15 protein-coding genes are annotated in these 14,243 nt (G+C 35.0%); 13 read left to right on the forward strand and 2 right to left on the reverse strand.

Annotated elements, in window-relative coordinates:
- Positions 1-159 precede the first annotated feature (159 nt).
- From P2Q73_RS07655 to phoU, 9 genes are all read left to right on the forward strand, one after another.
- On the forward strand, positions 160-1,791 hold the full coding sequence (locus P2Q73_RS07655; RefSeq protein WP_056831683.1) for a Na/Pi cotransporter family protein: 1,632 nt from the start codon (positions 160-162) through the stop codon (positions 1,789-1,791).
- Positions 1,791-2,270: a DUF456 domain-containing protein gene (locus P2Q73_RS07660; protein ID WP_275787397.1), complete on the forward strand. Its 480-nt coding sequence runs from the start codon at positions 1,791-1,793 to the stop codon at positions 2,268-2,270. The genes P2Q73_RS07655 and P2Q73_RS07660 overlap by 1 nt, the downstream gene beginning before the upstream one ends.
- Before the next feature lie 117 nt (positions 2,271-2,387).
- Complete coding sequence (locus P2Q73_RS07665) at positions 2,388-2,996, forward strand: superoxide dismutase (RefSeq protein ID WP_056831685.1); 609 nt, start codon at positions 2,388-2,390, stop codon at positions 2,994-2,996.
- A gap of 204 nt (positions 2,997-3,200) precedes the next feature.
- Positions 3,201-5,414, forward strand: a complete 2,214-nt coding sequence (locus tag P2Q73_RS07670; RefSeq protein ID WP_275785533.1) for a peptidoglycan D,D-transpeptidase FtsI family protein — start codon at positions 3,201-3,203, stop codon at positions 5,412-5,414.
- Between the two features lie 183 nt (positions 5,415-5,597).
- Positions 5,598-6,566 (forward strand): PstS family phosphate ABC transporter substrate-binding protein, encoded by a 969-nt coding sequence (locus tag P2Q73_RS07675; protein WP_056831690.1) that lies wholly within the window; start codon positions 5,598-5,600, stop codon positions 6,564-6,566.
- Between the two features lie 78 nt (positions 6,567-6,644).
- A complete protein-coding gene (pstC, locus tag P2Q73_RS07680; protein WP_056831692.1) occupies positions 6,645-7,592 on the forward strand; it encodes a phosphate ABC transporter permease subunit PstC in 948 nt (315 codons plus the stop codon).
- Between the two features lies 1 nt (position 7,593).
- Positions 7,594-8,472, forward strand: coding sequence for a phosphate ABC transporter permease PstA (gene pstA / locus P2Q73_RS07685; RefSeq protein ID WP_053588877.1), 879 nt, complete (start codon positions 7,594-7,596; stop codon positions 8,470-8,472).
- A 28-nt stretch (positions 8,473-8,500) separates the two neighbouring features.
- Positions 8,501-9,301: a phosphate ABC transporter ATP-binding protein PstB gene (pstB, locus tag P2Q73_RS07690; RefSeq protein WP_053588878.1), complete on the forward strand. Its 801-nt coding sequence runs from the start codon at positions 8,501-8,503 to the stop codon at positions 9,299-9,301.
- An 18-nt stretch (positions 9,302-9,319) separates the two neighbouring features.
- Positions 9,320-9,979 carry a phosphate signaling complex protein PhoU gene (gene phoU, locus P2Q73_RS07695; RefSeq protein ID WP_275785540.1) on the forward strand — a complete coding sequence of 220 codons (660 nt, stop codon included), beginning with the start codon at positions 9,320-9,322 and terminating at the stop codon, positions 9,977-9,979.
- A gap of 50 nt (positions 9,980-10,029) precedes the next feature.
- Here the strand turns inward: phoU and P2Q73_RS07700 are convergent, their stop codons facing one another.
- Both P2Q73_RS07700 and P2Q73_RS07705 read right to left on the reverse strand, forming a co-directional pair.
- Complete coding sequence (locus P2Q73_RS07700) at positions 10,030-10,521, reverse strand: MltG/YceG/YrrL family protein (RefSeq protein WP_275785543.1); 492 nt, start codon at positions 10,519-10,521, stop codon at positions 10,030-10,032.
- A 1-nt stretch (position 10,522) separates the two neighbouring features.
- Complete coding sequence (locus tag P2Q73_RS07705; RefSeq protein ID WP_053588881.1) at positions 10,523-10,873, reverse strand: hypothetical protein; 351 nt, start codon at positions 10,871-10,873, stop codon at positions 10,523-10,525.
- A 176-nt stretch (positions 10,874-11,049) separates the two neighbouring features.
- On the opposite strand from P2Q73_RS07705, the gene rpmG reads away from it, so the two are divergent.
- From rpmG to P2Q73_RS07725, 4 genes are all read left to right on the forward strand, one after another.
- Complete coding sequence (rpmG, locus tag P2Q73_RS07710; protein WP_053588882.1) at positions 11,050-11,199, forward strand: 50S ribosomal protein L33; 150 nt, start codon at positions 11,050-11,052, stop codon at positions 11,197-11,199.
- Positions 11,200-11,262: 63 nt separating this feature from the next.
- Positions 11,263-11,865, forward strand: coding sequence for a 5-formyltetrahydrofolate cyclo-ligase (locus P2Q73_RS07715; protein ID WP_056831700.1), 603 nt, complete (start codon positions 11,263-11,265; stop codon positions 11,863-11,865).
- A complete protein-coding gene (locus P2Q73_RS07720; protein ID WP_053588884.1) occupies positions 11,849-12,040 on the forward strand; it encodes a YqgQ family protein in 192 nt (63 codons plus the stop codon). Before P2Q73_RS07715 ends, P2Q73_RS07720 begins: the two co-directional genes overlap by 17 nt.
- A 224-nt stretch (positions 12,041-12,264) precedes the next feature.
- Positions 12,265-14,169, forward strand: a complete 1,905-nt coding sequence (locus tag P2Q73_RS07725) for an LTA synthase family protein (protein ID WP_275785550.1) — start codon at positions 12,265-12,267, stop codon at positions 14,167-14,169.
- Positions 14,170-14,243 lie beyond the last annotated feature (74 nt).

Consider the following 14,243-nt stretch of genomic DNA (forward strand, 5'->3'; position numbering starts at 1 on the left):
TCATTTACATTTTATCACCTCTTCACAGAAAGAAAAACATAGTAATAAGGGGCTTAAATTAAAAAAAAAGAAAGAATGATTTTATTCTCTTTACAATTCCTTTATATATTAACCATAATAGATATGTGAAATATGTCGAAATAGGAGTTGACTATCAAGGTGAATCTCAATTGGCAAGAAATGCTGTTCGAATTTTTTGGCGGATTAGGAATCTTTCTATTTGCCATTAAATATATGGGGGATGCCCTACAGAAAACGGCCGGGGATAGATTAAGAGATTTACTGGATCGTTATACTACAAATCCACTTGTGGGTGTGTTAGCTGGTATACTATTTACTGTTTTAATCCAATCTAGTGCTGGAACAATCGTTATCGTCATTGGCTTAGTAAGTGCAGGTTTTATGACATTACGCCAATCAATAGGTGTAATTATGGGAGCTAATATTGGTACTACGATTAAAGCATTTATTATTGGATTTGAAATAGGTGATTATTCTCTGCCAATTATGGCAACAGGCGCATTTTTAATCTTTTTTTTCAAACGTAAAATATTGCAAAATGTAGGAGAAGTCCTTTTTGGATTTGGAGGACTCTTTTTAGGTCTAGATTTAATGATGAGTGGTATGAGTCCTTTGCAACAGCTTCCAACGTTTACGGATATCACATTGAGTGTAAGTAATCATCCTCTTTTAGGTGTCATAGCGGGAACTGTAATGACCTTATTTCTACAAAGTTCTAGTGCCTCTGTAGCAATATTACAGGGATTTTACGCAGAACATTTAATTTCTTTAAAAGGTGCTTTACCTATCTTGTTTGGTGATAATATTGGGACAACCATTACCGCGATCCTTGCTTCTTTAGGGGCATCAGCAGGTGCTAAAAGAGCAGCTTTTTCTCATGTTCTTTTTAATGTAGTAGGGACACTTGTCTTTCTTATCTTATTAACCCCATTTACTTTATATATTGAATGGATTTCAGAAGCTCTTTCAATTGAAAACAAAATGCAAATTGCAGTGGCACATGGAACTTTTAATGTAGTAAATGTAATCCTTCAGTTTCCTCTTATAGGAGCATGGGTCTTTCTATTAACCAAATTAATTCCAGGGGAAGATTTCAATACGAAGTATAAACCGAAACATTTAGAGGAAGATTTTATAGAAGAATCCCCATCCATAGCTATTGGGCAAGCGAAAGAGGAAATTCTACGTATGGGTGATTTAAGTGTACAAGGTTTAGAGAAAACATTCTCTTATCTCAAAGATAGAAATAAGAATGATGCAGACGAGGCAAATCAAATAGAAGACGCAATTAATCATTTAGATACAAAAATTATTAATTATTTAGTAAAAATTTCTAGCCAACCGCTATCCAGTCAGGATTCGAATAGGCATCTAATGTTAATGGCAACTGTTCGTGATGTTGAGAGGATAGGAGATCACTTTGAAAATATCATCGAGCTGATTGATTATCAAGACGAACATCATTTCCAACTAACCGAGGATGCATTGGAGGATATATCTGAGATGTTTGAACTAACGATAAGTACAGTTAAAAAAGCGATAGAAGCTTTAGATTTAAATAGTGATCAGTTAGCTAGAGAGGTTGCAGAACAAGAGAATGTAATAGACCGGATGGAACGTAAATTTAGAAAAAATCATTTTATACGATTGAATGAAGGACTATGCACAGGTCATGCTGGTGTAATTTTTGTTGATATGTTAAGTAATTTAGAAAGAGTTGGTGATCATGCAGTAAATATTGCAGATGCCATATTGGGGAAACGAGTATGATTGAAATTATTGGATGGATTTTAATAATAGCTAGTTTCATTATTGCGTTTATCGGAACTTTTTATCCTATTATACCTTCGGTTGTATTTATGATATTAGGATATATTATTTATGGTTTATTCTTCTCTTTTTCAGAACTAACGTGGCTGTTTTGGGTAATTCAATTATTGTTTGTTGTCTTATTGTTTAGTGCAGATATGGTTGCGAACGCTTTTGGAGTAAAGAAGTTTGGTGGAACTAAAGCAGGTTTATGGGGAAGTACTATTGGTTTAATTGTTGGTCCATTTGTTATTCCTGTAGCAGGAATATTAGTTGGACCTTTCCTTGGAGCGGTGTTAGCGGAACTAATTGTTACAAGAGAAGGGATAAAACAAGCTATAAAATCAGGGGTAGGCTCTCTTATCGGTTTCCTTACTTCATCCATAGTCAAGATTATCATTCTTGCGGTGATGTTGGTCATTTTTCTTATTTTTGTTTAGTCTCAGTCAAAAGTATGAAAAGTAATCGAGTCGTTTTTAATTGAACGTTTTTCATTAATTTGATACGCTAATACGTGGAAAGAATTTTCTAAAATATTCTTTAGGAGGAAACAAAAAATGGCTTACGAATTACCAGAACTACCTTACGCGTATGACGCACTAGAACCACACATTGACAAAGAAACGATGAATATTCATCACACTAAACATCACAACACGTACGTTACTAATTTAAACAATGCGGTTTCAGGCAAAGCCGACTTAGAGAACAAATCGGTTGAGGAGTTAATTGCTAACTTAGATGCATTACCAGAAGATATCAAAACTGCAGTACGTAATAATGGTGGTGGACATGCTAACCATTCATTATTCTGGCAACTTCTTTCTCCTAACGGTGGAGGAAATCCATCAGGTGAATTAGCAGAAGCGATCGATTCTAAATTTGGAAGCTTTGATGCATTCAAAGAAGAATTCGCTAAAGCTGCTACAACTCGTTTTGGGTCTGGCTGGGCTTGGTTATCAGTTGCTAATGGAGAACTAGAAGTTTCTTCTACAGCTAACCAAGACTCTCCAATCATGGAAGGTAAAACTCCATTATTAGGCTTAGATGTTTGGGAACATGCTTACTACTTGAACTACCAAAATCGTCGTCCAGACTACATCGGCTCTTTCTGGAATGTAGTTAATTGGGATGAAGTTTCAAAACGCTACGCTGCAGCAAAATAATTCTTTTTGAGATCTTAATAAAAAAGAAACCTGGCACACACTTTTTCGTCTAAAAGTGTGTGCTTTTTATGTTACACTAATAGGTAGATTAAATTATTTACTGTATTTAAATGATGTTAGTGCCTGTGGCAATTAAAACAAATTTTTTAAATGCAAATCTTGGCAGCTAAAGCCAATTAGAATTCAAAAAAGTAGGTGAAACTCATGCGAAAAATTCCTAATAAACGTGCACAAAGTGTAAAGGCTAAACAAAGGGCCAATATTACATTTCGCATGAACATTCTTTTCTTTTCTATTTTCCTGCTATTTACATTATTAATCTTGCGATTAGGCTATTTGCAAATTGTCAAAGGAGAAGATTATACAAGGGCAATAGAACGAACGGAGGAAGTTCCTGTAAACACAAGCGTTCCTCGTGGTCGTATTTTTGATAGTCAAGGTCGTATCATGGTAGACAATGAGCCTCAACTTGCGATTACCTATACGAAAATGCAGACGACCAAGTCAGAAGAAATGTTCGAAATTGCGAAAGAGCTTAGTTTATTAATTGAAAAGAAAGCAGATGGAATTACAAAAAGCGATTTACAAGATTTTTGGCTTCGTAAATATCCAAAGGAAGCTTTAAAGTTAGTCTCCGAAGAAGAACGAAACAAAATAGAGAAAAATGATGAACTTGAAGAGAAAGAAAAAAATGCTGAGATTAACCGACTAACTCGAAGTCGGATACCTGAGGAGCAACTAGAGGCATTCTCTCCAGAAGAATTAGAAATTATTGCTATCTATCGTGAAATGGCATCAGGATACGCACTGTCTCCTCAAATTATTAAAGGGGAAGATGTGACAGATGAGGAATTTGCAAGAGTTTCCGAAAGGCTAGGGGATCTAATCGGCGTTAATACAACAACTGATTGGCGTAGAGTAAAAACATCTTCCCTTGCTATACTAGGAACTGCATCATTGCCGAAAGAGGGTATACCAAAAGACCGATTAGATTATTACTTATCTAGAGACTACTCTAGAAATGACCGGGTAGGAAAAAGCTATATTGAACAGCAATATGAGGATGTTTTACAAGGTCAAAAAAGTGTAGTAAAGAATATCACAGATGGTAAAGGGCGAGTAATTGATATTAAAACTGTCTATGAAGGGGAACCAGGGAAAGATTTAGTTTTATCCATGGATAGTGAAGTTCAATTAGCGCAAGAAGAAATTTTAGGGCAAAAACTACTTGAATTAAAAACAGGAAATGGAGCATCTGCAAAGTATTTAGATAGGGCTTTCTTTATCATGATGGATCCTAACACGGGAGAAGTTCTATCCATGGTTGGTAAGAGAGTAGAAAAAAACGCTAAAACAGGAAAGTACGAAATAAAGGATTATGCTTTCGGATCATTTACAACAGCGTATGAAGTAGGGTCTACAGTAAAGCCTGGAACATTGCTTACGGGATATCGTGAAAATGTTATTTCACCTGGGGATGTATTAGTAGATGAACCGATTCGCATAAAAGGTTCTGCGCCAAAAAGTTCTGTCTTCAACCGTTCTGGTAGAATCCCATTAAATGATTTAGAAGCGATTGAACGTTCATCCAATGTTTATATGTTTAAGACTGCATATGGTTTAGCAGGACGGACTTATAAGGAAAACCAATCTATTAGTTTTGGTCCAGAGGCATTTCAAAAAATGCGTAATGGTTATGCACAATTAGGACTGGGTGTCCCGACAGGAATAGATTTACCTGGAGAAGTGACTGGTGTAATTGGTGGAGTAGAAGATGGGAAGTTACTTGACTTAAGTATTGGGCAATACGATACGTATACACCATTACAACTTGCACAATTTGTCTCTACTATTGCAAACGGGGGCAAACGTATACAACCACGTGTTGTTAAAGAAATTAGAGAACCATCTGCGGATGGTGTGAAAATGGGGAAAGTAGTAAAAGAGTTTCAACCAAATGTTTTAAATACAGTTGATAATTCGCAAGAGGAAATCAATCGTATGCGTCAAGGTATGCAAAGAGTATATTCCGGAGCGAAAGGAACAGCTCGTTCAGCCTTTGGTACAGCACCGTTTAATGGCGCTGGAAAAACAGGTACAGCTCAATCATTCTTTTATGATGCTACTATAAAAAATCCTAAAGAACGTAATATTAGAACAGTTAATTTAACTCATATAGGATTTGCGCCATATGATAATCCAGAGATTGCATATGCTCTTGTTATTCCTCATGCATCCTTAGAGTCCAGTTACAAAACGAATGTTTCTACTGGTATTGCACGTGAGCTAGTTGATAAGTATTTTGAAATACAACTTAAAAATGGTGCATTAAAGGATAGTGAAGAGGCTATGCCGATTCCAACTATAAAACCAGCCTTTACAAATGAAAAAATAGATGAAGAAGAAACGAACAACTAATTCAAAACAGGTCAACCTAAAGAAACCATTTAGGAGGCCTGTTTTTTTATGTAAATAACATTGGAATTCTTTAGTTTCTTATTTACAAAAGCTTTACAATGCATTCATATCGACTCAACATGAAGCCTTTATAGTAAACATTGTAAGAAAAATAGAAAACAAAACTTTAGGGGGATTTACCTGATGAAGAACTGGAAGTACTTATTAATGACAACAATGGTAGGATCAGCATTAGTACTTGGAGCTTGTGGAGACGACACAAGTTCAGAACCAACAGAAGAAACAGAGACAGAAACTGCTGGTGATACACAAGATGAGGCAGTTCTAGAAGGTAAGGTTGCTGGAGATGGATCTAGTACAGTTGCTCCAATTACGGAAGCACTTGTTGAAGAATATGCAGGCGTTCAAAATAAAGTACAAGTATCAGTTGGTGTGTCCGGTACTGGTGGCGGATTCGAAAAATTCATCGCAGGTGAAACAGATTTCGCTAATGCATCTCGTCCAATTAAAGACGAAGAAAAAACAAAACTTGAAGAAGCTGGAATTGACTTTACTGAATTCCAAGTAGCTAATGATGGTTTATCAGTAGTAGTTAACAAAGACAATGATTGGGTTGAAGATTTAACAGTTGAAGATCTAAAGAAAATGTGGATTGAAGATGGAACAACAAAAAAATGGTCTGACATTAATCCAGAATGGCCAGCTGAAGAAATCGTATTCTATTCACCAGGTACTGATTCTGGAACATATGACTACTTTGATGAAGTAATTCTTGATGAAGCTGACTTAGTAAAATCTGCAACTCTATCTGAAGATGATAACGTATTAGTTCAAGGTGTACAAGGCGATAAAAATGCAATAGCATTCTTCGGTTATGCATACTATTTAGCTAACCAAGATACTTTAAAAGTTGTTAAAGTTAACGGTGTAGAACCTACAAACGAAACAATTGAATCAGGTGAATATTCACCACTTTCTCGTCCATTGTTCGTATATGCAAAAAATAGTGCGCTTAAAGAAAATCCAGCATTTTATGATTTCATGAAATATACACTTGAAAATGCAGGAGAAATGGCTGAAGCAGTTGGATATGTAAGTCTTCCACAAGAAAATTACGACAAAGGTTTAGCTGATTTAGAAGCATTAAAATAATAGGTTGATCTAAAAAGTAAGAGACGAGTAGCAGGGCTTGCTACTCTTTTCTTGCGTTTGGTAAAAGGGGGATTCACTATGGCTCAAAAGAATGCGACTGGTCATCCATCAGTACAAGAGCTAATTGCAAAATCAAGTAGCAAGAAACAGAAAAAAATAGTAGAAAAAATAATTCCAATTATTCTCCTACTAATTGCATGTGTTTCAGTATTAACTACTTTGGGTATTGTCTTTACTCTTATTATAGAAACAGGAATATTTTTCACTCGTGTACCGATATTAGATTTTTTATTCGGAAAAGAATGGTTTCCATTTGCTAATACGGAACAGCTATATGGTATTCTTCCTTTAATAGCGGGTACATTAAAAGTAACTTTTATAGCTGCTATTGTAGCAGTTCCATTTGGTATTGGTTCTGCTATATTTTTAAGTGAATATGCAAGTGATAACGCTCGAAGAATTATTAAACCTATATTAGAAGTATTAGCAGGTATACCAACAATTGTTTATGGTTTCTTTGCATTGACTTTTGTAACACCGCTTTTACAACAATTTATTCCTGACTTGAAAATCTTTAATGCATTGAGCCCGGGTATTGTTGTAGGTATCATGATTTTACCAATGATCGCATCCTTATCAGAAGATGCAATGAGCTCTGTACCTAATTCAATACGTGAAGGTGCCTTAGCTATGGGTTCAACAAAATTAGAAGTAGCGATCAAGGTTGTACTACCCGCTGCACTATCAGGAATTGTTGCGTCCGTAGTACTAGCATTGTCTCGTGCAATTGGAGAAACGATGATAGTTTCTTTAGCAGGAGGATCTACTCCTAAATTCGATTTAAATGTAACGGACTCTATTCAAACTATGACTGCATATATTGTACAAGTTTCATCAGGTGATGCGGGATATGGAACAACGATTTATTATTCCATCTATGCAGTAGGATTTACTCTTTTCCTATTTACATTATTGATGAATTTTATTGCTCACGCGATTTCGAAAAAATTCCGGGAGGAATATTAATATGAAATATGTTAATCAAGAATCAGTCATAAAAAAAATGAATAGTCGATTAAATGTAAATCGTGTTTTTAAAGTAATATTCCTTTTTGCTACATTGTTTGCTTTAGTTGCTCTTGGAATCTTGTTTTATCGAATCATTACTCAAGGTGTTGGATATCTTACACCAGAATTCTTCCAAAACTATGGTTCTCGTTTCCCTGCTAAAGCCGGAATAAAGGCTGCGTTAATAGGGTCAATTTGGTTAATGTGTGTAGTTGCACCTATATCATTAATTTTAGGAGTAGGTACAGCAATTTATTTAGAAGAATATGCTAAAAAAAATAAATTAAATGATTTTATTCGAATGAACATTTCCAACTTAGCAGGTGTTCCTTCAGTAGTATTTGGTTTGCTGGGATTAACAATTTTTGTTCGGGCTTTAGCTTTAGGAAATAGTATTTTGGCTGCAGGATTTACGATGAGTTTGTTAATATTACCTGTTATTATCGTTGGTTCTCAGGAAGCAATTCGTGCAGTACCTCAAGATGTTCGAGAAGCTTCATATGGAATGGGCGCGACAAAGTGGCAAACAATTGTTAAAGTTGTCCTACCTTCGGCTATTCCAGGTATTCTTACTGGTGCAATTTTAGCTCTTTCCCGTGCAGTCGGTGAAACGGCACCATTAGTAGTCATTGGTGTTCCTGTAATTATTCAGTTTTTACCTGAAAATTTACTTAGTCAGTTTACTGCTCTACCAATGCAAATCTACGATTGGGCTAAAAGACCACAGGCAGAATTTCAATATGTCGCATCAGCAGGGATTCTTGTTCTAATGGTATTCTTATTGATCATGAATTCCATCGCTATATTTATTCGAAATAAATTTCAAAAAAGGTACTAAGCTAATTTGTGATTAGGGGGAAGTAATGATGGTACAGTCTTTAAATAACGATACATCAGTAAATAATTCAACTTCAAATATTGTGTATAACACGCAACAATTAAACTTATGGTATGGTAATCATCATGCTTTAAAAAATATTGATCTTGAAATTAAAGAAAATGAAGTAACAGCAATTATTGGACCTTCTGGTTGCGGTAAATCTACGTACATTAAAACTTTGAACCGTATGGTAGAATTAGTTCCAACAGTAAAAACATCAGGTAAAATTTTGTATCGTGACCGCAATATTTTTGATGCAGATTATGGAGTAGAAGAATTACGTACGAAAGTTGGAATGGTTTTCCAAAAACCAAACCCATTTCCAAAATCCATCTATGATAATATTGCATATGGTCCGAGAATACATGGTATTAAAAATAAAAAAATTCTGGATGAAATCGTAGAAAAAAGTTTACGTGGTGCAGCAATTTGGGATGAGGTAAAAGATCGCTTATCTACGAATGCGTACAGCCTCTCTGGTGGTCAGCAACAACGTATTTGTATAGCTCGCTGTCTTGCAATTGAACCAGACGTTATTTTAATGGATGAGCCTACTTCAGCGTTAGATCCAATTTCTACATTAAAAGTTGAGGAACTAATTCAAGAATTGAAAAACGATTACTCTATCATCATTGTTACACATAATATGCAACAAGCAGCTCGTATTTCGGACAAAACTGCTTTCTTCTTAAACGGAGAAGTGGTAGAGTTTGATAATACAGATGTAATTTTTTCAACTCCAGAAGATAAGCGCACAGAGGATTATATTTCAGGACGTTTCGGATGAGGAAAGGGGCAGTTAGGGATGGTAGGAAGAGAGAAATTTGATGCGGAATTACAGCAAGTTCAGAATTTAATGTATGAATTATGTGATACGGCGATTAATACCTTGAATTCTGCAATGGATTATTTGTTTGCAAATGACATTGAAGGTGCACTAACGATCATTAATAATGATATTCATATTAATCGTATGGAAGAAGAAATTAATGACCGTGTAATTTTACTGATCGCTAAGCAACAGCCTGTTGCAACAGATCTACGTAGATTAATGGTGCTTGTTAAGGCTGCATCCGATATGGAGCGTATAGGTGATTATGCAGTAAACATTGCTAAAGAAACGATTCGTATAGGAAAAGATGAACATATCGCTCCAATTCATTTGTTAGAAGAGATGCGTGACAAAACGATAGCAATGTTAAAATCAATTTTAGATGCTTTTAGAAATGAAGACATTGAAGAAGCTAAGAATATCGCAAAACTTGATGATGAGGTAGATGAATTGTATGGTCATGCAATTAAAACACTTCTTTCAGTTGGGGTAGAACAACCTGCACAACTAAGTCAAGTGACGCAGTTATCATTTGTATGTCGCTATCTTGAAAGATCTGCTGATCACGCTACAAATATGGCAGAACGATTATTGTTTTTATTAAAAGGGAAGCATTACGAACTGAATAACTAACAAAAGAGGTCGTTCAGAAATTAAATCTTCTGGACGACCTCTTTCATTTTCTATTTTCCTGTTAACTTTTCAGCAATCTGTTTCAATGTCATAGAGGAGTCGAGTTTATACTCACCAATTTGAATACGCCCAGCTAAATCTTGAGAGACCAAATAATCTTCAAAATCTTGTTTATTTTGGACAATTCCAGCTTCCTCTAATAGAGTACTAATTTCTTTACTATTCATGCCTGCTTGAACGATTAAAGTATATGGAGTACTACCACTAGAAGTATCGCTCTGTGTTGCTTCCTCTTTTGCTGTTTCTTCTTCTTTCGATTCGTCTGTAACAGGTTGTCCCTTTTGGGCATTTTCTAAGTCCATCTGAAGTTGTGCTAATTGCTGCTTTACGTTTTTTAGTTCTGTTTGTGACTTTTCATATGCTTCCTCCGTGATGGAGCGCTTCGATGTGATTTCGTCCTCTTGCGTTAAATGTTGTAATTGGAGAACAGCACCTGCTATAAACAAACCGATACCAAATGAACGGATGGATGTCCTTTTCATCTTATTTTCCACCGCCAATTACATATTTAACATCTTCTATAGATAGGGATGACCTTTTACTTATTTCTGGTAGAGAATAGCCCTGTTTATGCAGCTCGAGCACTTGGCTTCTAATGATTTCGTGTATAACAGGTTTTGTTTTTTGCTTTTTGGGAACCGTTATTTTAGAACCTTCTAGTAATAATTCCTCTTCCACTATTTTTAGTCTCCGTTTAATAGCGCTTGTTTCTTGATATAATGTAATGGAGAGTTCCTCTACTTCTGACTCCATTTTTTTCGTGGAATCCTTAAGAAAAAAGGAAACGATGATTAGTAAAATTCCAATAATCATGATAATAATTGTATAGCTCATCAATTTCACCTCAAAATAATTACTTCTTCTTATTATACTAACATATACCAAAAAACTTTGAATTAATTCTTTCATTAAATAGTAGATTTTCTTGGATAATATGCTATAATGGGTTAGTCGTATAAATCATGCTCAGAATTTATATTTCATCCTGTAAAAGAGTGGGAGGGACAACCATGCGCGTTAATATTACATTAGCTTGTACAGATTGCGGAGAGCGCAACTATATTTCTAAGAAAAACAAGCGTAACAATCCAGAACGTCTTGAACTTAAAAAATATTGCTCACGTGAAAAGAAAATGACTCTTCATAGAGAAACTAAATAATAACCTAAGCCAAAACCAACTTCGGTTTTGGTTTTTTTCTATTTGAAATGGGAGGGAAATGACATGAAAAAGAAAGAGTTAAGAGAAGAAATGAAACAACAGCTTTCGTCTTTAGAGCAGTCCTCCTATCATACATTATCAGAGCAAATCATGAGTCGCTTTTTCACACTAGGAACTGTACAACAAGCATCTACTATAGGAATAACCATCTCGGCTTTTCCAGAAGTGGATACCGAAGGGATTATCCGTGCATTATGGGAAAAGGGTAAAACCGTTGTTGTGCCAAAATGCTCCCCAAAAGATCGGACAATGACCTTTTATAAGATAGAGAGCTTCGATCAATTAGAAACCGTGTATATGCAATTATTAGAGCCAAATCCATTGTTAACAACTCCAGTAGCTCCGAATAACATTGATCTTTTAGTTGTTCCTGGAATTGTTTATAGCCTATCTGGTTATCGAATAGGATATGGTGGAGGATATTATGATCGCTTTTTAATGAATTATAAAGGGCATAAAGTTTCGTTAGCGTTTGATTTTCAATTAAGGGATGACTTGGAAAAGGAGCATTTTGACCTCCCAGTAGACTTGATTATTACTAATGAGCAAATGATAAAATGTCATTTATACCGGGATGAGGATGGACAATATGAAGACAGTATATGATGTTATGCAGTTATTAAAACGATTCGGTACGTACATTTATACAAAAGATCGATTGGCAGATCTTGAACTAATGGAAGACGAAATAAAAGAACTATATAAAATGCAAATGATTGAGGCACAAGACTTTCAACTTGCGCTGCTCATACTTCGACAAGAACATAATAGACAGAAATAAAGCCGATTAATTTACGTAAATTAATCGCTTTTTTATATTCTTTTACTAAAAAAGGAAACTTTTTTGGTTTTAATACGTTTAATAGAGGGTAGCAAAATTATGGACCTATAAAATTATATCAAATGTAAATATCATTTATATTGATTTATTGTTAAGAAAGGATTAAGATATATTTTGTTACTTTTATTCCTACTATTAAGAGTACAAAAGGGGAGGATGTAGGCATGAAGAAAAAAAATTGGCCGACACATTCTATTCTTGTTATAGCTATTGTGGCAACATGGATTAAAACATATGTGGTTTACCATACTAGCTTTGAAATGAAAATCGAGAATATGATGCAACAAGCGATACTATTTATAAGCCCGTTAAGTTTTCTTTTATTTGTATATGGGCTATCACTTTTCTTTAAAAGTCCAAAAGCAAGAAATAGATATATTGTCATTACAAATTTAATACTTGCAATCGTTCTGTATGCAAACGCTGTATTCTATCGTTTCTTTACAGACTTTATAACGTTACCAGTATTATTCCAAACAAGTAATTTTGGTGATTTAGGTTCATCTGCTATGGAAAGTATCTACATAACAGATATATTCTTCTTTACAGATGTAGTAATCATTATAGCTGCTTTAAAATGGTTGAAAATTGGTGACAAAATATCGATTGTAAAACCTGCACAAAGAAAAGCATACTTTGTACTTTCTGCTGCAGTGTTGTTTTTAAATTTGGGATTAGCTGAAATAGAAAGACCTCAGCTTCTTACAAGAAGCTTTGACCGTGAAATGTTAGTGAAAAATCTAGGGCCTTATAATTATCATTTGTATGATATATATATTCAGTCTAAGTCTCATGCACAGCGAGCACTTGCTGATGGTAGTGAACTCGTAGAAGTAAATAACTATGTACGATCTAACCAAGCAGAACCTAAGGCTGAAATGTTTGGGCTTGCAGATGGTCGTAACTTAATCGTAGTCTCCATGGAGTCATTACAAAACTTTGTTATTAATAATGATATGAATGGATATGAAGTTACCCCATTCTTAAATTCTTTGACTAAAGACAAAGATACGTTTTACTTCTCTAACTTTTATCATCAAACTGGTCTAGGTAAAACATCAGACTCAGAGTTTATTGTGGAGAATTCACTCTACGGACTTGGTGGTGGAGCTGTATTCTTTACCCATGGAGGAAATAAGTTTCATTCCATGGCAGAAAGCTTAAACGAAGAAGGCTATTACACAAACGTAATGCATCCTAATAACAAAAGCTTCTGGAATCGCGATATGATGTATCAAGCACTTTCTATTCAAAAATTTTATGATGTAAATAGTTATGAAGTAAAAGAAGGCGATGCTGTTAACTGGGGTATGAAGGATATTCCATTCTTTGAACAATCAGTTGATCATATGGCACAAATGCCACAGCCGTTCTATTCTAGACTAATTACATTAACAAACCATCATCCATTTGATTTAGATGTTGAGGATCAACTCATCCCTGCATATAATTCTAATTCACGTACATTGAACAAGTATTTCCAATCTGTACGTTACATGGATGAAGCGTTGAAGTTGTTCTTTGAAGATTTAAAAGCACAAGGACTGTATGACAATTCTATCATTGTAATGTATGGGGATCATTATGGTATTTCTGAAAACCATAATGCTGCAATGTCTCAATATTTAGGAAAAGAAATTACACCATATGAATCTGCAAAACTTCAAAGAGTTCCATTCTTTGTTCACATTCCTAATAGTGGAGTTGGAAAAGAAGTAACAGAAACAGCTGGTCAAATTGATATTAGACCTACAGTATTGCATTTACTTGGTGTAGAAACTGCTAAAGATATGCAATTAGGAGCAGATGTATTCTCTGACGACCATGAGGATTTTGTTATTTTCCGAGACGGTGGATTTGTTACAGATAAATTGGTTTACGCTGGAAACACTTGTTTTGACAATGAAACAGGAGAAGAAACTGATATGGCTAGCTGCCAGCCTTATATAGATCGAGCAACACAAGAACTAGGCTATTCTGATCAAATTATTAATGGAGATTTACTACGTTTCTACGATTTGAAAACAGGAAACCTATTAATTGATGAAGCTGAAAAAGAAGAGCAGTAGTAAAGAAGCACAGACAAATTAAAGTCTGTGCTTTTCGTATGAAACAAAAGGGCAACTCGTGCGTCTAATATTAT

The sequence above is a fragment of the Bacillus sp. Cr_A10 genome, assembly GCF_029222665.1.
Classification (GTDB): Bacteria; Bacillota; Bacilli; order Bacillales_A; family Planococcaceae; genus Psychrobacillus.